The sequence below is a fragment of the Bacillus sp. FSL R9-9497 genome (genome assembly GCF_038005805.1).
Lineage (GTDB): Bacteria > Bacillota > Bacilli > Bacillales > Bacillaceae_G > Bacillus_A > Bacillus_A cereus.
The window spans coordinates 53,892-78,497 of sequence record NZ_JBBOTY010000002.1; the positions used below are offsets into that span (position 1 = coordinate 53,892).

The following is a 24,606-nucleotide window of genomic DNA, read 5'->3' on the forward strand; positions in this document are numbered from 1 at the left end:
TATTTAATAAAGGAGAAGTCACTTGAGAAAATTAATGAAAGATTTATCGCCAGGATTGAATAGTAACAAATATTTGGTTTGTGTTCCTTATGCTGGGGGCTATTCGAATTCTTTTTTACCTTTAAAGAATTATTTACCGAAAGATATAAAACTTATTTCATTTGATCCTCCAGGCCATGGTCCTAATCTTTCTCCACTAGTTGATAACATAGATGATCTTGTTAATTTATATTTAATGGAGATGCAACCAATTTTAGAGGGAGAGGTTACATTATTTGGCCATAGCATGGGAGGAATTATAGTTCACCGTATGGCTCAAATTTTAGAAAGTAAGGGCATAAATCCTAAAAATGTTATTATCTCTGCTATGAATCCACCGGAAATAAGAAGAAAAACAAATCATTTAGATGATAAAGACTTTATAGATTATATAAAGTCTTTGGGAGGATTACCGGATGAAGTATTACAACATCAGGAGCTTTTAAACTATATCCTTCCAGTTATTCGATCAGACTTTCGTGCCATTGAGAATTATATAAATGATGACACAACATTGTTGAAAGCGCCTCTGTACATTATTAGTGGAACAACAGACTCCAATTATACAGTAAAAGGGGCTAAGAAGTGGGTAGAATGGGGCAATGAGGTTCATTTTCTAACAGTTAATGGTGGTCATATGTTTTTACTACATCAAGCTGACATCGTGGGCGGGTTAATTATGAAAATATTAGATAGGGTAAAATCTGTGAAGTAAAAAAATTAAGGGATGTATCTGAGTAAGAGAAAAGTGCATTTCTATGCTTTATGTTGAAACTTCTATCGCTACAGTAGCAATCCAATTGGTCGTCATTGGGAGTTTTATTACCGAGGAAGAAAACTCCCAATGACGAGTATGATTGTGCTCCCTCATGATAAAACGGATGGGTCTATGGGTAACATAACCATTAAATATGTAGTATGTAGTATTTAGTATCAATATCGTAGAGAATGGTGGGAAGAAAAAATGCTTGATAAATTTACCCAGCAGGTTTTATTATCTAGTGAAAAATTAAAAAAAGAAAAAGAATATTGGTTAGACAAGTTATCAGGTGATGTTGAGTTAAGTAGATTTCCTTGTGATTGTCTGTCTTTAAATAATTTTCAGGCTTCTAAAGAAAGTTATTATTGTCAATTCCCATCGGATATTGCGAAGAGAGCTGTAGCAATTAGCAATAATTCTGATATGTTACTGTACACTATTTTATTATCAGGCGTGAAATATCTCTTAAGTAGATATACCGATAGGGATGATGTAGTAATTGGAATGCCAGTTTTTAAGCAAGGTCAAGAAGAGACGGTTTTTCAAAACAACTTTTTATTATTACGTACTCAAATAAATCAAGAAGATAATTTCAAAGAAATAATATATAAAATTAAAGAAACAATTTTAGAGTCAAATGAACATTGTCATTTTCCTTTTAATAAACTTACTCAATTATTAAGTCTAGATGGAGAGAGTAATAATCTTCCCGTATTAAATACAATAGTAATGTTAGATGATATTCATTGTTATGAGAGTACAGATAAAATAAACTCTGATATGGTTATTAGGTTTATGAAAAATGAAGAACAGTTAAAGGTTCAAGTGGATTACAATTCTATTTTATATAGTGAAGGATTAGTTAGTAGAATAGTTAATCATTTATATAATATTTTAGATATATTAATGAAAGATCCAAATAAATCTGCAATGGATCTAGATGTAATGCCTAAAACAGAAAAGAATCAAATATTATTTGATTTCAATCATACGACTAGAGTTCATAAAACATTACTTTGTGAGACTGTAACAGCTCCTCAATTATTTGAAGAGCAGGTAAAACAGAATCCTAATCAAATAGCGATTGTATGTAATGGAAAAGAAATTACATATAAACAATTAAATATAAAAGCTAATCAGTTGGCGAGAAGGTTATTAGACCAGGGAGTTAAAAGAGAATCCATTGTTGGTGTGATGATGGAACGCTCTATTGAGATGATTGTAGGCATATTAGGTATCTTAAAAGCGGGTGGGGCGTATTTACCGATTGATACCGATTTACCAAAACAAAGAGTGGAATATATGCTGACAGACAGCGGGTGTTCACATGTACTAACATATCAAAACTCTATTATAAAGGGAGTAGCATTTCAAGGTAGTGTAATAAATCTAATGGATATTCCTTTTGAAGAAGAACAATTAGAAGATTTGCAGATAACGATGGAACCTCAAAATTTGGCATATGTTATTTATACATCAGGTTCTACAGGCCAGCCCAAAGGGGTAATGATTGAACATCGTTCCTTAACTAATTTTTTGTGTGCAATGTATGAGGACTTCTCTCAAGATATAGGGATAACTGATAATGTACTATTCTCAAGTAGTATTTCTTTTGATGTTACTATATTTGAAATATTTGTCCCATTGGTATATGGAGCAAGAATGACTATTTATCAAGGTGAGAAGTTTGATGTACCAAAACTTGTACAAGTCATTCTTGAGGAACAGGTCACGTTAGCATATATTCCACCTACCTTATTAAATGAAATATATGATTATTTTGTAAGGGCGAATCAGAAGATATCGTTAAATAAACTTTTCGTGGGAGTAGAACCAATTAAAACAGAATTACTCGCAAAATACGATCATCTATTTAGGGGGAACCTCCAAATATTAAATTTATACGGACCTACAGAGGCTACAGTCTGTTGTACATCTTATCAATATGAGAGGGATAAAGAAATTACAACACAAAACGTACCAATAGGTTCGCCATTGTTAAATACTAAAATTTATATATTGGATTCATTTCACAGGCTACAACCTATAGGTGTTCCAGGAGAAATATGTATTTCTGGCATAGGGTTAGCTAGAGGATACATCAATCGAAAAGAATTAACAGCAGATAAATTTATTGATCATCCATTTGAACCTGGTGAGAAATTATATAAAACAGGAGATATAGCGAGATGGCTACCTGATGGTAACATTGAATACTTGGGACGAGTTGATCATCAAGTGAAAATAAGGGGATATCGAATAGAACTAGGTGAGATAGAAGCAAGTTTGTTAAAATATGAGACAATCAAAACCGCCGTATTAATACAGCGAGAAGATGAAAGTGGAGAAAAGTATTTATGTGCGTATGTAGTTACCGAAAAAGATATTCCTATTCCAGAGGTAAGAGCATATTTAGCAACAAAGTTACCATATTATATGATACCTCAACAGATCATACCCATTCAAAACATACCGTTAACACAAAACGGAAAAATAGATAGAAAAAAATTACCTCAACCTATTTATAATTTAAAATCTAGTCATATAGAGCCGACAAATTCTACAGAAAGAAAATTAGTTGAAATTTGGAAAGATGTTTTAGGAATTCAAAGGGTAGGAATACAGGATAACTTTTTTGAGATAGGTGGTCATTCATTAAAGGCTGCTAAGTTAATTTCTATCGTTAATAAAGAATTTAATGTGCAATTATCTATTAAATCCCTATTTAAGTTTCCTGTTTTGGTTGATTTTTCAAAATGTATATTAGAAATGGAAAAAAGTGATTATATTTCCATAGAACCTGTAAAACAACAAGAGTATTATTTAGCTTCTACGTCACAAAAGAGAATGTTTATAGTAGATCAATTCGAAGATGGTACAAATACAACTTATAATATGCCCACAATACTTAAAGTAGAAGGGGATATTTGTAAAGATAAGTTTGAAAATATATTTCAATCTTTAATTCAGAGACATGAAATATTAAGAACTTCTTTTCAAATTTTAGATGGGGAATTAGTGCAAAAAATTGAGCCTAATGTAGAATTCAATATTGAATACGTTCATGTAAATGAAAAAGATGTGGATTATTTAATACATGAGTTTATAAGTCCATTTGACTTATCAAAAGCTCCATTATTAAGGGTGTTGCTTTTAAGGATAGCAGAAGAAAGGCATATCCTTTTAGTAGATATGCATCATATAATATCTGATGGTTTATCAATGGGGATATTAATAAAAGAGTTTGTAGAATTGTATAAAGGAAATGAACTTCCAAAATTGAGAGTGCAGTACAAAGACTTTGTAATGTGGCAAAATGGACCTTACTACAAGAATCTAATTAGTGAACAAAAGAATTATTGGTTAACAACTTTAAAAGGAGAACTTCCGGTTTTAAATTTTCCAACCGATTTTCAAAGACCCACTATACAAAGCTTTAAAGGTAAGGTTTGTTCCTTTAATTTGGGAACAGATTTAACTTTTAAAGTAAATAAACTAGCAACTGAAACTGGTACAACGCCATATATGATTTTATTGGCCATTTATAACATACTTTTATCTAGATACACAGGTCAAGAAGACATTATTGTAGGCTCACCTATTGCTGGAAGGTCTCATTCTGATACTAATCATATGATTGGTATGTTTATTAATACTTTGGTAATGAGAAATTATCTAGAAAATGACGATGAGTTTATTGAGTTTTTGAGTAGATTAAAACTCAATACATTAGAAGCTTATGAAAATCAAGACTATCCTTTTGAAGAAGTACTAGAAGATTTAGACTTGCATAGGGATACAAGTAGAAATCCATTATTTGATACAATGTTTGTTTTTCAAAACATGGATATGAATCCAATATCTATTGGTGAATTAGAATTTACACCGTATCCGTTTAAGCAGTCAGTTTCAAAATTTGACTTGTCATTAATAGCAACGGAAATAGATAATAACATTCATTTAAAAGTAGAATATAGTACTAAGTTATTTAAAGCGGAGACGATAGAAAGGTTAATGGTACATTTTAAAAATATAGTTGAGGAAGTAACTAATAACCCTAGAGTACGATTGCGTAATATTAATATGTTATCTGTAGAAGAAGAACATTGTATAATGAATGAATTTAACAAAAAAGAGAATTCAAATTCTAATCATTTATTAGTGCATAAAATGTTTGAAGAACAAGTAAAACGGAACCCTAATCAAATAGCCGTTGTATGTAATGAAAAAGGAATTACATATAATAAATTAAATATAAAAGCTAATCAGTTGGCGAGAAGGTTATTAGACCAAGGAGTTAAAAGAGAAACCATTGTTGGAGTGATGATGGAACGCTCCATCGAGATGGTTATAGGTATATTAGGTGTCTTAAAAGCAGGTGGGGCGTATTTACCAATTGATACCGACTTACCAAAACGAAGAGTGGAATATATGCTGACAGACAGTGGGTGCTCACATGTATTAGTACATCAAAACTCTATTATAAAGGGGATAGAATTTCAAGGTAATGTAATAGATCTAATGGATATGTCTTTTGAAGAAGAACCAGGAGAAGACATGCAAATGATGATAGAACCTCACAACTTAGCGTATGTTATTTATACATCAGGTTCTACAGGACAACCTAAAGGAGTAATGATTGAACATCGATCCTTGACTAATTTTTTGTGTGCAATGTATGAAGATTTCTCTCAAGATATAGGGATAACTGATAACGTTCTATTCTCTAGTAGTATCTCTTTTGATGTTACTATTTTTGAGATATTTGTCCCATTGATATATGGCGCAAGAATGACTATTTATCAAGGTGAGAAGTTTGATGTATCAAAACTTGTACAAGTCATTCTTGAAGAACAGGTTACATTATCATATATTCCACCTACTTTATTAAATGAAATATATGATTATTTTGTTAGAGATAACCAGAAGATAGTGTTAAATAAGCTACTTGTGGGAGTAGAACCCATTAAAACAGAATTACTCGCAAAATACGATCATCTATTTAGGGGGAACCTCCAAATATTAAATGGATATGGACCTACAGAGGCTACAGTTTGTTGTACATCTTATCGATATGAGAGTGATAAAGAAATTACAACACAAAACGTACCGATAGGTTCGCCATTGTTAAATACTAAAATTTATATATTGGATTCATTTCACAGGATACAACCTATAGGTGTTCCAGGTGAAATATGTATTTCTGGCATAGGGTTAGCTAGAGGATACATCAATCGAAAAGAATTAACAGCAGATAAATTTATTGATCATCCATTTGAACTTAGTGAGAAACTATATAAAACAGGAGATATAGCAAGGTGGCTACCTGATGGTAACATTGAATACTTGGGCCGAGTCGATCATCAAGTAAAAATAAGGGGATATCGAATAGAACTAGGTGAGATAGAAGCGAGTTTGTTAAAATATGAGACAATCAAAACGGCCGTAGTAATAGATCAAGAAGATGAAGCTGGAGAAAAGTATTTATGTGCATACGTAGTTACCGAAAAAGATATTCCTATTCCAGAGGTAAGAGCATATTTGGCAACAAAGTTACCACATTATATGATACCTCAACAACTCATACCAATTCACAATATACCATTAACACAAAATGGGAAAATAGATAGAAGTAAGTTACCGAAGCTAAATACACTTGGCAATAGTAATTATGTACCACCAAGAAATGAAATAGATAGTAGTTTAATTGATATTTGGAGTAGTATATTAGGCGTAAATAATATTGGTATAAATGATAATTTCTTTGAATTAGGTGGTCATTCTCTTAAGGGACTAAAGTTATTCGAAAATATCAAGAGAATGTTTAATGTGCAACTGCCATTAAGTTTATTATTTCAAAAGGCTACTATTGAACAATTAAGTGATGTAATAAGTAGGAATAAAGGAATAGACAGTGAGTGTTTAATTCCAATTCAAAATGGAACAAACAAGGATAGTCAATGGTTCATTGTTCATGGGCAAGGCGGGGGTATATTAAACTATTATGATTTGGCTAGAGAATTAGGAGAGGATAAGACTGTATATGGGTTACAATCTAGAGGATATGATGATAGTAGATTTCCAAACTTATCTGTAGAGGAAATGGCGGTAAGATATATAGAAGAGATTAAACAAGTAAAAAAAGAAGGGCCATATACCTTATTAGGATGGTCTTTTGGAGGAATAGTTGCATTTGAAATGGCTAGAAAATTAGAAAAACTAGGTGATAAAGTTAGTTTTCTAGGTTTACTTGATGTTCATCCTATTGAACAAGGTAAGGAGATTCTTAGTTTAAATATTAAGAATGCATTTGAAGAATTGGAAAAATTCAATGATCAGTTAGGGATTGAGAAAATTAGTTTTGAGCAAATGAGTGAAGAACAATTAATAGAATCTCTACTGAAAAAATTTACATTGAATGAAAATAGTTGTCAGCAAAATTTTGAAGATCCAATGATGAATAAGTTAAAAGTAATGATAGCTAATAGATATGCATACCTAAAATATAATTGTAAACAAAAAATAAAAGCAGATATCTTTCTATTTAATGCATCTATTAATGACATTCACCCACTAGTAGATTATAACAGATGGAATGAATATACATTAGGGGAAGTATACGCTTTGCAAGTGCCAGGTTCCCATCTGAGTATGTTAGAGAAACCGCATATTCATGAATTGGTAAAGAGTATAAAAATGAGTTTTAAACAAATGCTCTTATTAGCACATGTAAATAAGTGAAATGTTTTTTAAAATTGTACACTATTAATTTTGTAAAAGTCTCATAAACTCATGTGTAACATATTATGAGACTTTTTTCTTTGAGCCCATTCACTAATAAACATAAAGGGATTAGAAAATAAGTGGAAAATATGCATGTAAAATAGAATATTATCCTCTGAAAATGTTTTTTACTAATCAAAAATTAATAGGGATTATTCATTGAGAGTTTTTTATATAAGAGGTTAGGTGGGAAGGATATAGTGAATATATATAAGGTACGTGTGCCAGGGAATATAGAACACAATATTATGCAGAAGCTTATGCGATTGGTCTCAAAAGAAAAGCAGATGAAAATACAGAAATATAAAAGAAAGTCCGACCAATATAGCGCCTTAATTGGAGACATTATAATAAGATATTTAATTACTACAAATTTCTCGAAAAAAAATAAAGATATTAAATATAAATACAATGAATACGGAAAGCCTTATGTTGATGAGTTAAATAATTTTCATTTTAATATATCACATTCCGAAAGTTGGGTTGTTGGAGCTATTCATGAGGAAGAAATAGGAATAGATGTAGAAAAAGTCCGGCCCTTAGATACTACAATGATTAAAAATATATTTACTGAGGAAGAATTTAATTATTTAAATTCATTAAATGTAGAACAACAATTAGAGGTGTTTTATGAATTATGGACTATAAAAGAAAGCTTTGTTAAATGGATAGGGAAAGGACTAACTATACCTTTAAACTCTTTTGTTATTAATAAAAATACAATATTGTATGGTGACATGCTATCTAATGAGGTTTACTATAAAAAGTTTACTATTGGTAAAGATTATAAGCTTTCTTGTTGTGCTTCTTTAGATAGTTTTCCAGAATCAATAATTGAAATTGATTTTGTTGATTTATGTTATTATTTTATCGAAAATAAAGACTTCTACTTAGTTTAAAATGGCTCATGTTCCCATAGTTAAATGAACTTTTTAGAAAATAAAATCAGAAAATTATATAAAATGTTTGTGGGAATTTTGGGATATTATAGAAAAGCGTCATTTTAATTTTAAAATGACGCTTTTCATTTGCTTATGTCGATTCACGAATAATTAAGGTTGCTGGATATTCGATAATTTTACGCTTAATAGATTCCTTTTCATTTATATATAGTAGTATCTCACTAACAGTTCGTTTACTTAGCTCAACGATTGGAATATCAATTGTACTAATTGTTGGAGTTGTAACTGTGCAAATTAATTGATTATCATAACCGCAAACGGCAAGGTCAGTAGGGATAGTATATCCTTTTAAAGAAGCACCTTTAATTACTCCAGCAGCAACTTGATCATTTCCAGTAAAGAGCGCAGTGGGTCTATTTTTTAATTTATCTAACCTCTCAAAGATTCGAATTCCATCTTTAATAGTAATTGCATCTCCAAATAACCAACTTTTTTTGTATGATAATTGTTGTTCTTTTAATGCATGCAGATATCCTTGTTTGCGTTTTAATTGTGCTTGACTATTAAGGGAATCAAAACAAAAGCCAATCTTTTTGTGTCCTTTACTTATTAAATGTTTTACAGCTTTGTATCCGGCTTCAAATTCATCATAGCAAATTATCGGAATAGGTGCATTTTCCTCATATTCATTACAAAGTAATATTGGGCCATATGCTAAATAATGCTCTATATTTTCCCAATCATTTTCTAAGGATGCGAGAATTACACCATCTACCGCTCTATTCTTTAGTAATGAAAGTAATTCAAGCTCTATTTTTTTTTCATAAAAAGTCTGATAAATCAGTAATTTGTAATTGTGTTTTAGAAGTTCTTTAGAAATTTCTCTAGCTAATTTTCCGAAAAAAGGATGATCTATATTTGGAATCGATAGAGCGATGGTTTGTGTCTTATTCACCCTAAGATTTCTAGCGATAGAACTAGGAGTATAGTTTAATTCTTTCATTATTTGTATTATTTTCTCGCGTTTTTCTGGATTTACATAAGGATGATTATTTAAAACTCTTGAAACTGTAGCATTTGAAACATTGCATAATTTAGCTATTTCATTAATTGTTACCATAAAGAATCCCTCCGAAAAAAAAATGTTGACATGTAATCGATAACATAAAATATAGTCTACTCATGATTTTCAAAATAATTTCTTAGAGGTGATTTAACGTGAAAACTCTTACTACAATTTCTGGCCATAGCAAAGACAATTTAGCTTTATTAAAGTGCCTGCAGGGAGAAACGAAAGAGAAAGAATTTGAAATTAGTAATGTATTACCGAATCACAAAATGAAAGAGAAATTATTTAGAGAAAATAAATTGAAAATAGATATTGATATAGAAAAAGATATTTTCAATTATAGCAGAAAAAATATACAGAAAATAGAATTTATGCCAGTTAATCGGCTAATTTCTCAAAGTGAAATTGACGGAATAATAGGAACTTTAAAAGAGGTTTTACCGACAGGTCAATTCACAAGTGGACCATTTTCTAAAAAATTAGAAGAAGTAATTGGGGACTATTTAAACAAGAAGTTTGTAATTGCAACAAGTAGTGGGACAGACGCACTTATGGTGTCTTTGTTATCTATTGGTATTCAGCCAGGCGATGAAGTGATTATGCCAGCTAATAGTTTTGCTGCTACTGAAAATGCAGTGTTAGCAATTGGAGCAAAACCTGTATTTGTAGATATTGATCACAAGAGTTATTGTATTGATCCACTTAAAATAGAAGAAGCAATAACCCAAAAAACAAAATGCATTTTACCTGTTCATTTGTATGGTAAACAATGTGATATGAAAAGAATTCGTGAAATTGCAGATGTTTATCAGTTAAGAATTATTGAAGATGCATGTCAGGCTATTGGTTCCTCAAACCTTGGAGAATATGGAGATATTATTATTCTGAGTTTTAATCCATATAAAAACTTTGGTGTATGTGGTAAGGCGGGTGCAATAGTTACTAATAATGAAAATCTTGCAATTCGTTGCAATCAATATAGTTATCATGGATTTGAAGTTGATAAAAAAAATAAAAAAGTATTAGATTTTGGCTTTAATTCTAAAATTGATAACCTTCAAGCAGCTATTGGTTTAGAGAGAATTAAGTTCCTATCGTATAACAATTTAAAGAGAGTATTTTTGGCTCAACGATATATACGCAATTTAAAAGAATTAGAGGATAGAGAATTAATAAAGCTACCTAGGATGACAGAAGATAATGTTTGGCATCTTTTTCCGATTAGAATTATAAATGGAAGAAGAGATGAGGTGAAAAATAAATTGTACCAGTTGTATAACATTGAAACAGATATTTATTATCCAGTATTATCTCATAAACATAATACCAAGCTGGTAAAGAAAAATTATATGCAGGATACTTTATTAAACACAGAGCAAGTTCATAAGGAAATATTACATTTACCTTTACATCCAAATATGTTGTTAGAGGAACAAAATTTTGTTTTGGAGGGATTAATTAATGTCAATAAGTAATGAAGTTTTAAAGTCTTTAGTTTTTGAAAGGTTACCACAGGTTAAAAACCCTAAATATATAGTGTTCTGTGATTTTGATGAAACTTATTATCCTCATAATATGGATAATTCTGGAATAATCAATATGAAATTATTAGAAAAATACTTGTATGAACACGCAAGTAAAGGAGATTTGGTCATTGGTTGGGTAACTGGAAGTAGTTTAGAATCAATTGTTGAGAAAATGAAAAAAGGTGGTATTAAATATTTCCCTCATTTTGTAGCGAGTGGATTAGGTACGGAAATAACGTACTTTGATAGTAATAGGACTACTATGGATGATCAAGTTTGGGAAGAGAGAATAGTAGAGGGAGGTTTTGATTCTGCGAAAATTAAAAGAATTATCGAATCGCTTGAAACAAAATATGAAATTTTTTTAAGACCTCAGACACAATTAGGAAGTTCTAAGTACAAATTTAATTTTTATTATGAAGAGCAAAATGAAGCTATTGATTCAAAAAATTTAGAACAGATAGAAGAAATCGGGAAGTTATACAAAGTGGGGGTAAATATTAACAAATGTAATCCATTAGCTGGTGATCCAGAAAATTGCTATGATGTAGATTTTATTCCACTTGGAACAGGTAAAGATGAAATTGTGAAATTTATGTTAGATAAGTACAAACTAGATAAAGCAAATGCAATTGCTTTTGGAGATAGTGGAAATGATTTAAGGATGTTACAAGCTGTAAGACATGGTTACTTAGTAGAAAATGCAACGGAAGAGGCTAAACGCACACACGCAATGCTAGCTCAAGGTGAATACTCAATTGGAATTTTAAATACTCTAAAGCACATTATTAATTAAAGGGGATGTTCATATAATGAATATTGGAATTATAGGTGCAGGTAGTATTGCAAAAGCTCATTCTAGGGCATTATCAACAATTGATAATTGTAAATTAGTTGGAGTATATGATGTTAATTACGAGAATGCTCGAGAGTTAGTAGAAGATTATGATGGGGAAGTTTTTAATAGTTATGAAGAGTTACTTGAAGTTGTTGATGGGATAATAATATCTTCCCCTAATTTTTGTCATAAGCCTCAAGCGGTTCAAGCGTTATTAAAAAACAAACATGTTTTAGTTGAAAAACCGATGGCAATTTCTTGTGAAGAAGCAAAATATATGATGAAAATAGCAAAGGATACTAATGTAGTTGCTGCAATGGGATTTAACTATCGTTACTTGTCCTATATTAAGGCTTTGAAGAGCTTAATTCAAAATGGGGAATTAGGAGAGGTAGTAGTTATAAGGCTACATTTTAAAAAGAATAGCGCTTTTCGAAGAACTTTGTTTACTTGGCGGGATGACATTCAAAGTAATAAAACTAGTGGGGCATTGGGGGATTTAGGCATTCATTTAATAGATTTACTTTGGTTTTTATTTGAAAGTGATTTTAGAGAGGATACTGTTCGAACTAAAATTAAAACAAATGTTAAAGAAAAAGAAAAACAAAAAGTATTTGTAGATGATTATGCAGAGGTTTATGGTCAATTAACCAATAAAGTATTTGTTAATATTACAACGTCTAAAAGTTCATTCCCTGAAGATTGTGGCTTTAGTATTGAGGTAATAGGTACTAAGAAAGAATACAAGTATTCTTCTAGAGAACCTAATAAATATATAACTTTTGATGGGTTGGAAAAACAAGAAATCTTTTTGCCTTTACCGTTATTAGTTGATCCGGAAAACGAGATTTTTGAATGGGCGGATTCTTTTAGAAAGGAAATTATAAGCTGGGTTAATGCAGCAGCAGGTGGTTCTAAAAAATCGCTTGCAACATTTGAAGATGGATTACGTTCACAAATTATATTAGATTTATTCTTCAATAAAAACAAACGTAACAAAGAATTATCTGTAACAACTATTTAGTTTTATTGTAAAAAGAGGGATTTATAATTTGTAACATAAATCCCTTTTTCTTTTGAATTGGAGCTGATAAAAGGTGCGGTTAATATTTTATTTTGGGTGCTTGTTCTATTTTATTGTAGGAGTAATACATGTTTGTATGGGCAGTTTAATTCCTTCGTTACTACAATATTATGAAAGAACACCTGATCAACTAGGGATATTAATATTTTTTCAATTTACTGGATTTTTATTTGGTGTTCTTAGTTCGCCTGTTTTAGTAAAAAAGTATCATTATTTTAAAACTCTAACATTTGGGATATTAGCAATGTTAGTAGTTTTAGGAGGTTTTATATTTGTTAAAGAATGGGCATATTTAGCAGTAATTGCATTTGGATTGGGTTATGGAGCGGGTTTGTTAGAAACTACTATGGGTTCCTTTGTTATTTCAGCAGAAAAGAATAGTGCTGCTAAATTCAGCATTCTTGAAGTATGGTTTGGGATTGGAGCACTGGGGTTTCCTTTATTAGTCAATTATTTTATAAAATTTTATACATGGTATTTCATTTTATATGGAATCTTGCTATTTCTTATTTTCACACTATTAGTTTGGTACTTGTTTGGGAGTGCTAAATTTAATAATCTTTCTCCTCGAAAGAATGAAAAGGAAGTATCACTATCCCCATTAACTGTTAGCTTTAAAAATGGAAAAGTAAAAATTATATTATTTATATCACTTTTTGCATTCTTATATGCAGGTATAGAAACCAATCTTGCAAATTTTTTATCTACAATTATGATTCTTACTAATAATGAATTAATTAGTTCAATAAGTATATCTTGTTTCTGGCTAGCAATAGTTATCGGAAGGATTTTTATAGGTAAGCTTGTTCATAAGTTTAATTATTGGATATATATTTCATCTAGTTGCTTCACATTAGTAATTCTCTTATTTCTATTCCCCTTTGTTCGTGGTACAGGTATGTATTTATCTGTAATCTTCATTATTGGTTTAGTCATAGCTGGCATTTTTCCGATAACACTTATTTTAGCTTCCCGTATTATGGAAAATAATATTGATGAAGTGACTAGTTTATTTATTGCATCGGCAAGTTTGGGAGGAGCTCTAGTTTCCTTTCTAATTAGTTGGAGCTTATCATTAAATACTATAAATATTACCTTTGGGATATTTTCATTTTTTGCTTTTATTCTTGGTTGCATTATTTTAAAGATGAGGAAAATCTCCAATTATAGTAATAAAGATGTTAAAAAAATAGAAAGCATGAAATCTTTATAGAAAATATTTTTATGTATAGAATGTGTAAAAAAAGAAAATTATAGTATAAATTGACAGAAAATTGATAAAAGAATTGAGAAAGCTGAAAATTCAGTATTTTGAGTATATTTTTAGTGTTATAGTGTGTAATATATTCAGCAGAGCTATATCATAAAAAATAGGAATATAGACTAACAATAGAATTATATGTAAGTATTTATGAGTAAAAAGAGAATTCGAGTTCATATAGGCTATATATCAACTGCTATATATTAGTTTAAAAACAAATGTAGAAAATTGTGGTAATGGATCCACATGAATTATTTTTGCAATCTATTATTTTTTACCTTAGCTGTTTAATATTTTTGATTTACATATATGTGTAAATACATTTTTGTTACATGCACTTATTCAAAAGGGAGGTAATATAATAATGGCTATTCGAAAACATTTAATTACTCTTGAGGATCTTACTGATAGTGATATTAACCAAATTGTAACTCGTGGGGTAGAGTTTGCCACAGGTAAATCGCAACCTAATCAAATATTAGCGGGAAATATAATTGGGGTTTACTTCCGTAAAACATCGACTAGAACTCGATCGGCATTTTCTATTGCAGCATTAAAGATGGGTGCACAAATTGTAACGTATGGTCCAAATGATTTGCAAGAAAATACAGGGGAGTCTATAGAAGACACTACTCAAGTACTTTCGCGAATGCTGGATGGACTAGTAGCAAGAACTGCAGATAGTCAAAAGGAAATGGAAAAACTGGCATCTCAAAGTCGTATGGCAGTCATTAATGCAATGAGTGCGGAAGAACATCCAACACAAGCACTAACAGACTTAACAACAATGAAACAAAAATTTGGTGAAATAGCTGGATTACGGGTTTTATATATGGGAGAAGGTAATAACAGTGCAGCAGCTCTAGCTCTTTCTTTATCTCGTTTTCCAGGTACGGAGTTATATCTTTTTACACCTGCTGGTTATGGAGTGTCTCCAAGTGTGCTTGAAAAATCAAAAGAATATGCACGATTTTCTGGTGCTAAAGTTATTGAATGTCATGATATAAAAATGTTACCTAGTGAAGTGGATGTTGTATATACAACAAGGTGGCAAACAACAGGGACAAGCAAAATAGATCCTTTATGGAAAGATGCATTTAATCCATTTGCAGTGACAGAGAAAATTTTGACTTTATATCCGGAAGCTACTTTTATGCATGACCTTCCAGCACACCGGGGGGAAGAAGTAGCAGCAACAGTTATTGATGGACCGAAAAGTATTGTATTTACCCAGGCCGAAAATAAGTTAAATAGTGCTATGGCAGTACTTGAATGGTGCTTAGCTTATCGATACTAAAGATATTGTCTTCAAGATATAAGTTCTATTTGAGGTACATTCAAAAAAACATTTACAAATGTTTATCATTAATTATTTTCTTTAGATTTTTACCAAGAAAGGAAGCAAATTATGCTCAAGAAATTAGAGAGTTTAGAAGGGGTAATCGGCAACACACCTATGATTAAATTAGAGCATGAAAAGATTAATTTGTATGCGAAACTAGAATATTACAATTTAATGAATAGTGTTAAAGTACGTGCTGCTTACCATATTTTAAAATCAGCAATAAGTCGCAGTGAAGTGACTGAAAATTCTACGATTATTGAATCTTCATCTGGTAACTTTGCGGTTGCTCTTGCTACTCTTTGTAGGTATATTGGTCTGAAATTCATACCAGTTATTGATCCAAATATTAATGATAGTTATGAGAATTTTTTGAGAGCAACTTCCTATCAAGTAGCTAAAGTGGATGAACGCGATGAAACAGGTGGCTATTTATTAACGCGTTTAAATAAGGTGAAAGAACTTTTAAATACTATTCCTAATGCATACTGGACAAATCAATATAATAATGCCGATAACTTTGAAGCTCATTATCAAGGAATTGGTGGAGAAATATCTAATGACTTTAAACAGTTAGATTATGCCTTCATTGGAGTGAGTACTGGAGGAACTATCGCTGGGGTATCTACACGATTAAAAGAAAAATTCCCTAATATTAAAATTATTGCGGTAGATAGTCAAGGATCCACTATTTTTGGTGATAAGCCTCGTAAACGATATATACCAGGAATTGGTGCCAGTATGGTACCTGGTATGGTTAAAAAAGCATTGATTGATGATGTAATGATTGTACCGGAGGTTCATACTGTTGCAGGTTGTTATGAGCTATTTAATAAACATGCAATATTTGCCGGTGGATCATCAGGGACTTCATATTATGCAATCCAAAAGTATTTTGAAAATAAGGATGTTCAAAATACACCTAATGTTGTTTTCTTGTGTCCTGATAATGGACAAGCTTACACATCAACTATTTACAACGTAGAATGGGTAGAATGGCTTAATACACAAAAATCAGTAGAAGACCAATTAGTTTCTTTATAAAAATGATATAGAAATGAGGAAGCAATTATGATGTATTTAAATACTAAACATATCAATGAAATGGGTGTTAATTGGGAAGAAACAATAAATGTCATTTCAAAGGCAGTACAAAGTCTTGATGCAGAAGATTTTTCTCAGCCAATTAAGCCATACTTACGTTTTGATGATCCGGCTAATAGAATTATTGCTATGCCAGCTTATATTGGAGGAGAATTTAAGGTTTCAGGAATCAAATGGATAGCTAGTTTTCCGAAGAATATTGAGAAAGGTATTCAACGTGCTCATTCAGTTACTATATTAAATGATGCTATGACTGGAAAACCATTTGCGACACTTAATACAGCAATGGTCAGTGTAATACGAACAGCTTCTGTTACAGGGTTAATGATTCGAGAGTTTGCCAAGTTAAGAGATTTAAATAATGTTAAAGTTGGAATTATTGGATTTGGACCTATTGGTCAGATGCATTTAAAGATGGTAAGTGCCCTATTAGGCGATAAAATCGAAAGTGTTTACTTATATGATATCAATGGAATTAAAGACGAATTAATTCCTGAGGAAATTTATTCTAAAACTCAAAAGGTTAATGCATATGAAGAAGCCTATAATGATGTTGATATTTTTATTACTTGTACTGTTTCTGCAGAAGGTTATATTGATAAGAAACCTAAAGATGGGGCGCTACTACTCAATGTTTCTCTTCGTGATTTTAAGCCTGATATCTTAGAATATACAAAATCCCTAGTTGTTGATAATTGGGAAGAAGTCTGTCGTGAAAAAACTGATGTTGAAAGGATGCACCTTGAAAGAGGTTTACAAAAAGAAGATACAGTATCAATTGCTGACGTTGTAATCCGAGGAGCACTGCAAAACTTCCCTTATGATAAAGCAATATTATTTAATCCAATGGGTATGGCCATATTTGATGTAGCCATTGCTGCTTATTACTATCAAAGGGCTATGGAAAATGAAATTGGTGTTTTATTAGAAGACTAGTAAATTTATTAAAACGCAGTTTGAAATAATTGTCTAATAGCTGCTAAATATCGGTAAACAAGACTAATCATTATAGAAAATTAGTTATTTGATAAGCTTAGAATTTATGTAATTATTTGAGGAGCTGTTTTTATGAGTGAAATTATTTCGGCCTTAGATCTCTTACATCCCAAGCAAATTCGCTTTCATGAATCATATGAACACAAACGATTGGAACAAATTTGTCGTGTAATGGAAAGTGAAGGTGTTTTACGGAATCCTCCCTTAGTATCTGAGCTTAGTGATGGTAATTATCTGTTACTTGATGGTGCCCATCGTATGAAGGCTATGATGGCATTAGGTTGTAAACGCGTTGCTGTACAGGTAGTACCCGATGAAAAAATAAAAATTCGTGCTTGGAATCATTTATTACCAATGGGGGAATGGGTAAATAATTTAAAGAATGAACCTACAATAATTTGGTCAGATAAGATTATTGCTAATAAACGCTTGCTTGCAAAAATTACAGAAGCAAATAAACAAGAACATTTTTTATATGCAAGGGATTTAAATAGAGATTTATTTACCCATTTAGAGATATGGCATCGTATTGTCGGCTTATATCAACATGAGTATACGGTACGCCGTCATTCAAATGATACTGAGGTCTGGCCTCATTCAAATGAAATATTGATGAGTTATCCAGAATACTCGTTGATGGAACTGAAAAAGGTAATTGAAGCAAAGTTTTTAATGCCAGCGGGAGTTACTCGTACGACGCTTAGTGGTCGGTTATTGAATTTACGTATACCACTTCATATATTGCGTACGGAAGTATATCCTGCTGGTGAATGGGAAATGTTATGTGGAAATTGGTCAAAATGTTTACGCCTTTATGACGAGCCAATATATGTTTATGATGCATAATATATTGTTTAGTGATTATGATGTATATTTTTTATTTATTTGTAAAAATTTCATTATATGATTTATATTAATTTCAAAATATTTTTATTATGTTATAAAAACTTTTGAATTAGTATTTAAGACTAATCTAAGAGAGGTTTGTTATCGAATGGGGGTAAATATTACCAAAAAAGATAAAGTGGAGATCTCTAAAAAATTAAAAACTTTCTTGGGTGATCAATATTCACTTGAATTAGGAGATTACATAAGCTTTGAGATACTTGAATTTATAATAAAAGAATTAAATCCACATTTTAATATATCTACAAAAAATAGGTTGGAAATTCTCTTGAAAAATATAGAGAAAGAGATATATAGTGAATTAGTTTCACATGAAAATAACAAAGTATAGGTAATATTACATGTATTTAAATGTAGAATAGTATAAACCTATCCCTACATAATGTGTTGCTATTAATTTGGTAGAATAGTGAGGAACAAGAGAATTGGTAATATACAATTTTTAGAAGAGATGGAATTGAGAAGTGAACATACTTACAATTTCATCTTTTTATTTTTGACACGCTTTTTGCAATTAAAGTATAAAAAAGGTAGCTGTATAAAAGTACAGCTACCTTTTTTAAAAAATTTCGTATACAAGAACAACTTTAGCGTAAGCTTGCGCTTAATGGTACTTGAGAATAAACTGTGAAATTGTTACTATAAGTACCATGTTTAGAAAATGAGGAAGAAATTGAACTGTTCCAACTCTTGTAGATAGATCCAGATGTATCTGCTCTTAGAAGTACGTTTGAAAAGCTAGCTTGGCTAAAAGAATTACGTCCAGTATCTTCAACGCCCTGAACCATTTTTACTGGTTCGTATTGAGAAAATGAGCCATATACAGGCTGATTTGTATATCTAGGGATTCCATTTACATACATAGTAACCGTACCATTGCCGTTATTAATTATTTTAAGGTTTACTCGATCACCATCTTTAATTGATGTATCATATTGTGTGTTCCAATACTTATTGTTTTGACCTGATTCATTATATCCTGAATTAAGAAATACTTTATATCCACTTGGTGTTTTTGAAATACCACCTTCAACTTTAGATGCTCCAATACCTAAATACCAATTCACATATCCATCCTTAACAACAACTGATTTTGGTAGGTTTATATCAGCTGCAATTCCAGTATAACTACTATTTGTAACACTTTTTACAGCACCTTCTGTAGCTGCAAAACTTGTAGTTGAAAACATTGATAGAGAAATTAGAAGTGAACCGACTAGATACATCATTTTTTTCTTACTTTTCCTTAATACTTGATTCATTTTTAAATCCCCCTTATTTTTAATTATTAAATTGTATTGAAAGTTGGCCAACTAACTACGACTTACAAACCAAAGATACATTAGGTTTAATTTAATGTATATATTTTCCTGTCATAAGTCATTAAAATGTCAAATAAATTAGATGATTCGTATTTATCAATATAGGGGGAGTTGACAGTATGAAGTGTTATGTCTATTCAAAATTAAGAAGGCTTTGTTAAAAATAAGATTAAAGCTTACAAATTTATTGGGTATAATATGTATTACGATTTATTTAGGAGAGATAAATATGGAAGGAATACAAGGGATTTTTCAAAAGATATATCTCAAATTCTGAGAAATAAAATAAAAACAAATGAAATAAATGAATTGTTTGTGTTAAAAAATTTATTGCAATAGTTCGTAGGTGAAGGGAAATATATGATTTAAAAGGCGTGGAATTCCTATATAAAAAGAAGAAAGGGGGTCCAGCTATGGAAAAGACAAGATCAAAGTTAAATAATGCAACCATTGAAGGGATTATAGAGACATTAAAAGATGAAAATGAATGTTTACGTATGGAAATCGATTATTTAAAAAAGTTAAAGGCCGTACTTCAAAAAGAGAAGAAATTACAGAACAAGACTAAGTGGAAGTTCTAGTCTACCATTCATTTAATAATTCCATCAATTGCTTATTACTTTTTTCTTGAACAGTCATAATATCCCCCTTTTCTCTGTAAAGGCTTAATCTGATAATAACAGGAAATGGATAGTTTATATTTAACTATGATTTTTTTCGTTAATAATAAGAATATTCTGAATAATTAAGGCGTCCTTATTCTGTTGATATATTCAATTTGTTTTAAAACAGACCGTCTATAATAGGCGGTCTGTTGTTTGTTATGGTCGGCGACTGCTATTCTTTTACTCATCTCATATTATATTTAGTTTAAGTATTGAGAATAGAAGAATAAGATTAGAAAAATTAATGTTTTGCTAAATAATTTATTGAATAGACTTAAAGGGATAAACAGCTCTCCTATGGTAAGGCTGTTGAGTTTATTCCTGTTTGGGCTTTTTAACAACTCTTTAAATGTTCGAAAGTTTATTTTATTAACGAAAGACCAACTTGGCATAGCTTTTGTATCTGAATCTATTTTGAAAATGATATGAATACTATGTGTATGAAAGCCGCCTATACTTAAAATAAGCATAAATCCTAAAATAATGAACCAAGTCATTTTCTAGCACCTCCTTCAGTATTTAATATTAAGATATTAATAACGTTGAGGAAGTGTGCTATTGTCCATGAAAAATATTGAGAAATTGTTGAGGGAACGTTGAGAATGTTGCAATGTAATTGATCGTAGCATAGTTAACTATGCTTGTCCTGTTATTTTTGTAAAAAAAGGAAAAGAGAACAGTTGCGTAGACTGTTCTCTTAAGGAGCGGAAGTGCTGAACATTTTTCAATGACAATGATTCAAGCCTTCCAATTATAGTGTGTGCAAATAGTTACAATTCATACATTAAAATTACTTTATTATAGAGTGAGTGTATTAGAAAGTACAAAGAGCACTTTTCAAAAGTGCTCTTTGTAAGGCGTACATTAAGGACTTGAAAGAGGCATCATTGTCAATTCGAAAGGAGATATCTATATACAACATATGAAGATGATTTGAAAGGGTGACGATAAAAACAAAAAGACCAGTAAGGATGTACCGATTGCTCAGCTTCAAGGAATTGGAGAGGGGGATTTATATTGTTAGGGAATTTTTTGAATGCTATTCCATTATGATAAACTATGCAGATGAATAATAAGAGTGAAGTTGTAAATTTATCATCTATAGTGTAATCTTCACCATTTGAAATAGGAACTCTTAAAATCTTATCCTGAGAAGCTAGATGCCATCAATCATGTTGATAATCAAGTGCTTCGTCCTTTGTAGAACCTGGGGAGGCATATGCTGCTGTAATTCTTCAGTAAACGTAAGCATTTAAAGATTCATAAAGAAATGCTATCCCTTCCTATAATTCTACAGAAAGGATAACGTTTTTTTACTTTATGGGTGGTATAAAACTTTAGCTTGATAGCGCTGTGATAATGCCCCATTTAAACAAATTTCCCTTTTCTATACTGATAATGCCCCTTTTTTAGAGTCATCCTATCAGCATGTCGAAGATCAGGAGATTACTTGCAAGAGTCTTGGAATTATTGCAACCGTGCTGTGTTATAATTCTAAAGTACTGACATTTCATGTAGGACTTATAGATGTCGGTTTGACATATGAAATGTAAAATCAATCCGTCATTTTGAAGGTTCAGGCTACCAATATTTAAACTATTATTCGAACTAAAAGAAGTACAAGGAGGAAGGTATATCTATTAAGATAGTGAGATATACCAAATTAGAAATGAACATTAAATTTAATAAAAAAGTAGTAGCATTCACGGCAGGATTAACGGTATTATCTTCACCATTGGTATCGTTTGCAGAGGAACAACAATCAGTAAACAATAAGCAATCTACAAGCCTTCAAGTGCAAGGTAACACAGACCAACTTCAAACAACAGATGAACAGGCTTTAAAAAGTATTGAAGCTAGTTTTGAAGAGGTAGACGGACGTGGTGGAGGTACTGTCGACAATAGGACAGTAGATAGTCTTCAACGTTCAGGAGGTATTCATGAAGAAACAGGTACATTAACTGTTCCTAACAATTCAAACAGAACAAAACGTAGTCTGTCTCCCATATCACCTAGCACCTCTAGTACAATAAACGGTGTTCCATTCACTGAATGGATTGTTCCAGCAGGTAACGATAATATTCGTCCTCAAAACTACATGAGTCCAAAGTATATTACAATTCATGAGACTGATAATACAAGTGTAGGAGCAGGTGCTAGAAACCATGCTCAATACCTATATAACCAAGCAGTAGGTAACACGGACCGAGCTGCATCGTGGCATTTTACAGTAGACGATAAAGAGATTTATCAACATCTACCATTAAACGAGAACGGATGGCACGCCGGAGACGGTGATGGTCCAGGTAATAGAGAATCCATTGCAATTGAAATCGCAGTTAACAGTGACGGTAACTATAGTAAAGCAGTAGATAACGCTAAGAAACTTGTAGCTTATTTAATGAAAGAAACTGGTGTACCGTTAAATAACATTGTAAAACACCAAAAATGGAGCGGTAAAATCTGCCCTGCTAATATGATTAATAATGGACAATGGGATGCATTCGTAAATGGCGTTGGTGGGTATTATAATAATCTTTATCAACCAAAAGATGACATTACTGGAGGTTGGTATGAAGAAGCTATTCGAGAGTTAAATAGAAGAGGTATTATGATAGGGGAAGGAAACGGAGTTTTCGCACCTAATAGAGCGATAACAAGAGCCGAATTTGCTCAATTAATCTCTAACTCTCTAAACCTGCCAGCTGGAGATGCTTCATTTAAAGACCTAAACGATGCAAATTCAACTTTACGAGATGGTATTATACGTACTGCAAGTGCAGGTATCATTCAAGGTAGAGGAGATGGTTATTTTGACCCAAACACACCTATTACAAGAGAAGAATCAGCAATTATTGTAAACAAGGCTTTACAGTATAAAGGTATATGGGGACCAGTTGTAAACCTACCATTCTCAGACAAAGACCAAATTAGCTATAAAGAAGATGTACAAAGATTGTATGGCTTAGGTATTGTCAAAGGTAAGGGTGAAAATCAATACGATCCTAAAGGAACAACAACTCGTGGTGAAACAGCAACATTCATTCTAAGCATGCTTCAAGTAATTGAAAATGGTAGTGTTCAAAAAGTAATTGGAACGGCTCAAATTAATGGTATTGGGGTAAATGTTCGAAGCGGATCAGGTACAAACTATTCTATTGTTAGAAAGACAAGTAAAGGCGAAAAAGTAACAGTTTATGAAGAGAAGAATGGCTGGCTAAAAATTGGAACAGGTCAGTGGATTTATTATGACTCTAGTTATATCGACTATAACAAATTATAAAAGACTAAATAGTTAAAAGAACAGGGCATATTTGGATATGTAACTACTCTCAGGTTGTGAAGAAGACTTTCTTCACAACCTGTTTTTGTGCCTGGCACCTCTATTATCTATCATATTGATAAAAAGAGGAGAAGGATAGATTCATTATGGTGCTGGCATTGGGAAATCATCGTAATTAGCGTGTATGCAATTAGAGGCTAAGGTTTTTCTGATAATTAAGTGGAGGTCACTATACGTACCCATCCAGCCCATATTTTGAAATATTTTAAAACGAAAAAATGAGCTGGATGGGTAAAAGTTAGCACAAAATTTCGTTCTGAGGGTACTATAAAACCTTCGCTTGATAGAAAAGAGATAACATTAACTTTGTTGCCTAGAATTGCTCGTGCTAGATGTGGGTAGATTCAAAATTTATAGGCTTTATTAATCATCATTTGATTCACCTTCATTTTGGTAGGTGTCTCCTTGGTTAAAATGATAAAAAATGCAAAAAGAACTTGTAGGCATCACTACAAGTTCTTTTTTAAATAATATAAAAAGGTGAAACAAACTATCTCATTACTCGTAACAGGGAAACTATCTTACTTAAGGCTTGGTTTCATTATATAACAAATATTAACATGCAGTGTTTTAATGTGTGAAAATTACGTGAATTAGCAAACGAAATTTCATCTCTATTCGTTAAGAATTCCACTTATTCGTTTTTTAACACCTATAAATCAACGT

General features: G+C 31.4%; 17 protein-coding genes and 1 pseudogene. 14 read left to right on the plus strand and 4 right to left on the minus strand.

Going from position 1 to position 24,606, the window contains the following annotated elements:
* Nucleotides 1-22: 22 nt before the first annotated feature.
* From MKY21_RS27855 to MKY21_RS27865, 3 genes are all read left to right on the plus strand, one after another.
* Nucleotides 23-754: a thioesterase II family protein gene (locus tag MKY21_RS27855; RefSeq protein WP_234483367.1), complete on the plus strand. Its 732-nt coding sequence runs from the start codon at nucleotides 23-25 to the stop codon at nucleotides 752-754.
* 249 nt (nucleotides 755-1,003) lie between these two features.
* Nucleotides 1,004-7,540, plus strand: a complete 6,537-nt coding sequence (locus MKY21_RS27860; RefSeq protein WP_098280823.1) for an amino acid adenylation domain-containing protein — start codon at nucleotides 1,004-1,006, stop codon at nucleotides 7,538-7,540.
* A gap of 242 nt (nucleotides 7,541-7,782) precedes the next feature.
* Complete coding sequence (locus MKY21_RS27865; protein ID WP_098213355.1) at nucleotides 7,783-8,481, plus strand: 4'-phosphopantetheinyl transferase family protein; 699 nt, start codon at nucleotides 7,783-7,785, stop codon at nucleotides 8,479-8,481.
* Nucleotides 8,482-8,614: 133 nt separating this feature from the next.
* Here MKY21_RS27865 and MKY21_RS27870 read toward each other — a convergent pair whose 3' ends face one another.
* Nucleotides 8,615-9,604 carry a LacI family DNA-binding transcriptional regulator gene (locus tag MKY21_RS27870; RefSeq protein ID WP_097797324.1) on the minus strand — a complete coding sequence of 330 codons (990 nt, stop codon included), beginning with the start codon at nucleotides 9,602-9,604 and terminating at the stop codon, nucleotides 8,615-8,617.
* Between the two features lie 98 nt (nucleotides 9,605-9,702).
* Here MKY21_RS27870 and MKY21_RS27875 point away from each other — a divergent pair, with 98 nt between their 5' ends.
* The 9 genes from MKY21_RS27875 (at nucleotide 9,703) to MKY21_RS27915 (ending at nucleotide 18,941) form a co-directional block, all read left to right on the plus strand.
* Complete coding sequence (locus tag MKY21_RS27875; RefSeq protein ID WP_097797323.1) at nucleotides 9,703-11,028, plus strand: DegT/DnrJ/EryC1/StrS aminotransferase family protein; 1,326 nt, start codon at nucleotides 9,703-9,705, stop codon at nucleotides 11,026-11,028.
* Entirely contained in the window at nucleotides 11,015-11,875 is an 861-nt protein-coding gene (locus MKY21_RS27880) for an HAD-IIB family hydrolase (RefSeq protein WP_098022730.1), read from the plus strand. Before MKY21_RS27875 ends, MKY21_RS27880 begins: the two co-directional genes overlap by 14 nt.
* Before the next feature lie 16 nt (nucleotides 11,876-11,891).
* Nucleotides 11,892-12,941, plus strand: a complete 1,050-nt coding sequence (locus tag MKY21_RS27885) for a Gfo/Idh/MocA family protein (protein WP_097797321.1) — start codon at nucleotides 11,892-11,894, stop codon at nucleotides 12,939-12,941.
* Between the two features lie 73 nt (nucleotides 12,942-13,014).
* Complete coding sequence (locus MKY21_RS27890) at nucleotides 13,015-14,214, plus strand: MFS transporter (protein WP_097797320.1); 1,200 nt, start codon at nucleotides 13,015-13,017, stop codon at nucleotides 14,212-14,214.
* A 412-nt stretch (nucleotides 14,215-14,626) separates the two neighbouring features.
* On the plus strand, nucleotides 14,627-15,559 hold the full coding sequence (locus MKY21_RS27895) for an ornithine carbamoyltransferase (protein WP_063549877.1): 933 nt from the start codon (nucleotides 14,627-14,629) through the stop codon (nucleotides 15,557-15,559).
* Between the two features lie 111 nt (nucleotides 15,560-15,670).
* Nucleotides 15,671-16,648, plus strand: coding sequence for a 2,3-diaminopropionate biosynthesis protein SbnA (gene sbnA / locus MKY21_RS27900; RefSeq protein ID WP_097797319.1), 978 nt, complete (start codon nucleotides 15,671-15,673; stop codon nucleotides 16,646-16,648).
* 27 nt (nucleotides 16,649-16,675) lie between these two features.
* Nucleotides 16,676-17,644 carry a 2,3-diaminopropionate biosynthesis protein SbnB gene (gene sbnB, locus MKY21_RS27905; protein ID WP_097797318.1) on the plus strand — a complete coding sequence of 323 codons (969 nt, stop codon included), beginning with the start codon at nucleotides 16,676-16,678 and terminating at the stop codon, nucleotides 17,642-17,644.
* A 132-nt stretch (nucleotides 17,645-17,776) separates the two neighbouring features.
* The gene (locus MKY21_RS27910) at nucleotides 17,777-18,550 is read left to right on the plus strand and encodes a ParB N-terminal domain-containing protein (RefSeq protein WP_098326479.1); all 774 of its coding nucleotides are present in this window, start codon (nucleotides 17,777-17,779) and stop codon (nucleotides 18,548-18,550) included.
* A gap of 148 nt (nucleotides 18,551-18,698) precedes the next feature.
* Nucleotides 18,699-18,941 carry a DUF2164 family protein gene (locus MKY21_RS27915; protein WP_097797316.1) on the plus strand — a complete coding sequence of 81 codons (243 nt, stop codon included), beginning with the start codon at nucleotides 18,699-18,701 and terminating at the stop codon, nucleotides 18,939-18,941.
* Nucleotides 18,942-19,197: 256 nt separating this feature from the next.
* Here the strand turns inward: MKY21_RS27915 and MKY21_RS27920 are convergent, their stop codons facing one another.
* The gene (locus tag MKY21_RS27920) at nucleotides 19,198-19,872 is read right to left on the minus strand and encodes a hypothetical protein (protein ID WP_098326478.1); all 675 of its coding nucleotides are present in this window, start codon (nucleotides 19,870-19,872) and stop codon (nucleotides 19,198-19,200) included.
* Nucleotides 19,873-20,345: 473 nt separating this feature from the next.
* Between MKY21_RS27920 and MKY21_RS27925 the strand changes: the two genes are divergently transcribed.
* Nucleotides 20,346-20,513 carry a hypothetical protein gene (locus tag MKY21_RS27925; RefSeq protein WP_172852012.1) on the plus strand — a complete coding sequence of 56 codons (168 nt, stop codon included), beginning with the start codon at nucleotides 20,346-20,348 and terminating at the stop codon, nucleotides 20,511-20,513.
* A gap of 284 nt (nucleotides 20,514-20,797) precedes the next feature.
* On the opposite strand, the gene MKY21_RS27930 is transcribed toward MKY21_RS27925, so the two are convergent.
* Together MKY21_RS27930 and MKY21_RS27935 are read right to left on the minus strand one after the other, a co-directional pair.
* Complete coding sequence (locus tag MKY21_RS27930) at nucleotides 20,798-21,094, minus strand: hypothetical protein (RefSeq protein ID WP_074626557.1); 297 nt, start codon at nucleotides 21,092-21,094, stop codon at nucleotides 20,798-20,800.
* Between the two features lie 594 nt (nucleotides 21,095-21,688).
* Nucleotides 21,689-21,802: pseudogene (locus tag MKY21_RS27935) on the minus strand (DUF3221 domain-containing protein); the annotation flags it as partial.
* A 464-nt stretch (nucleotides 21,803-22,266) separates the two neighbouring features.
* Between MKY21_RS27935 and MKY21_RS27940 the strand changes: the two are divergent.
* On the plus strand, nucleotides 22,267-23,880 hold the full coding sequence (locus tag MKY21_RS27940) for an S-layer homology domain-containing protein (protein ID WP_341078056.1): 1,614 nt from the start codon (nucleotides 22,267-22,269) through the stop codon (nucleotides 23,878-23,880).
* Nucleotides 23,881-24,606: the final 726 nt, after the last annotated feature.

Excerpts from the sequence above, each read along its gene's own strand:
- MKY21_RS27915 (WP_097797316.1), top strand. The coding sequence starts at position 18,699 with ATGGGGGTAAATATTACCAAAAAAGATAAAGTGGAGATCTCTAAAAAA.
- MKY21_RS27930 (WP_074626557.1), bottom strand. The coding sequence starts at position 21,094 with ATGACTTGGTTCATTATTTTAGGATTTATGCTTATTTTAAGTATAGGC.
- sbnA (WP_097797319.1), top strand. The coding sequence starts at position 15,671 with ATGCTCAAGAAATTAGAGAGTTTAGAAGGGGTAATCGGCAACACACCT.
- MKY21_RS27910 (WP_098326479.1), top strand. The coding sequence starts at position 17,777 with ATGAGTGAAATTATTTCGGCCTTAGATCTCTTACATCCCAAGCAAATT.
- MKY21_RS27885 (WP_097797321.1), top strand. The coding sequence starts at position 11,892 with ATGAATATTGGAATTATAGGTGCAGGTAGTATTGCAAAAGCTCATTCT.
- MKY21_RS27925 (WP_172852012.1), top strand. The coding sequence starts at position 20,346 with ATGGAAAAGACAAGATCAAAGTTAAATAATGCAACCATTGAAGGGATT.
- MKY21_RS27940 (WP_341078056.1), top strand. The coding sequence starts at position 22,267 with ATGAACATTAAATTTAATAAAAAAGTAGTAGCATTCACGGCAGGATTA.
- MKY21_RS27880 (WP_098022730.1), top strand. The coding sequence starts at position 11,015 with ATGTCAATAAGTAATGAAGTTTTAAAGTCTTTAGTTTTTGAAAGGTTA.
- MKY21_RS27895 (WP_063549877.1), top strand. The coding sequence starts at position 14,627 with ATGGCTATTCGAAAACATTTAATTACTCTTGAGGATCTTACTGATAGT.
- MKY21_RS27860 (WP_098280823.1), top strand. The coding sequence starts at position 1,004 with ATGCTTGATAAATTTACCCAGCAGGTTTTATTATCTAGTGAAAAATTA.
- MKY21_RS27920 (WP_098326478.1), bottom strand. The coding sequence starts at position 19,872 with ATGAATCAAGTATTAAGGAAAAGTAAGAAAAAAATGATGTATCTAGTC.
- MKY21_RS27870 (WP_097797324.1), bottom strand. The coding sequence starts at position 9,604 with ATGGTAACAATTAATGAAATAGCTAAATTATGCAATGTTTCAAATGCT.
- sbnB (WP_097797318.1), top strand. The coding sequence starts at position 16,676 with ATGATGTATTTAAATACTAAACATATCAATGAAATGGGTGTTAATTGG.